The sequence below is a fragment of the Succinivibrio faecicola genome (assembly GCF_019448115.1).
GTDB lineage: Bacteria > Pseudomonadota > Gammaproteobacteria > Enterobacterales > Succinivibrionaceae > Succinivibrio > Succinivibrio faecicola.
This window is the reverse complement of sequence record NZ_JAGFNY010000096.1, coordinates 1-753: the sequence shown is the minus strand read 5'-3', so window position 1 is coordinate 753 and position 753 is coordinate 1. Positions and strand designations below refer to the sequence as shown.

General features: G+C 37.2%; 2 protein-coding genes. Both read left to right on the top strand.

The features are described 5' to 3' along the window. A partial coding sequence (locus J5V48_RS09780) for a hypothetical protein (protein ID WP_219938467.1) occupies positions 1-322 on the top strand: 322 nt, incomplete at its 5' end. Between the two features lie 105 nt (positions 323-427). Next, a partial coding sequence (locus tag J5V48_RS09775; protein ID WP_219938465.1) for a hypothetical protein occupies positions 428-753 on the top strand: 326 nt, incomplete at its 3' end.

The following is a 753-nucleotide window of genomic DNA, read 5'->3' as shown; positions in this document are numbered from 1 at the left end:
TATGGCTAACGAATCATATATGACTGAAGATCTTAATTGTGCCTTATATGATAAAGTGAAAATGTATGATCTCTTTTGTGAAGAACTTGCCTCTATGACTCTCAAGCTTGTAAGCTACCTGAGGCAAAGAGTTAAAAGACTTTTTCAAAGATATGAACAGTTTGTATCACTGCTAGACATCTTTAAAAGAAAAGAGCCCAGGCAATCCTTTTTAATCTCAGAGCAATTCCTGCCACTTTACTTTTCAGACAGTCCCAAATACGTTCTCACCCCTTGTTATTACATAGAACTCAACAACCACATAGTTTTCGATAGCAGCTAAAAACGTTCTTTAAAATCACCTGAACATTAAATTTTTCAACGAAGGAGAATAAAAATGTCAGGGAAACAACAAGATCGCCGACAATTAGAGCCCTGGAAGATAAGAATGATATGCTCGAAATTGCTATCACCAATTCCTGGTGTGAGGAAGACTGCTCGTCATTTAGGCCTATCGACTAATACTATTATCAGCATCAGAGCAAAGATGACCGCTTTAGGTTATAGCAAGCCAGAGGAGCTTACAGCACTTTCTGATGATGAAATCATTTCAAGGTTCTATCCTAACAGTTGCCATAGCTCAGTGGTAAAGCCTAATGAGGTTGATAAAAACAACAAATACGTACCAGACTTTTTATATTTAGCAAAGGACATGCTGGAAAGGAAAAAGACTGTAGGAGAGATCTACGAAGAATATCGTGAGTTAGCTTTTAA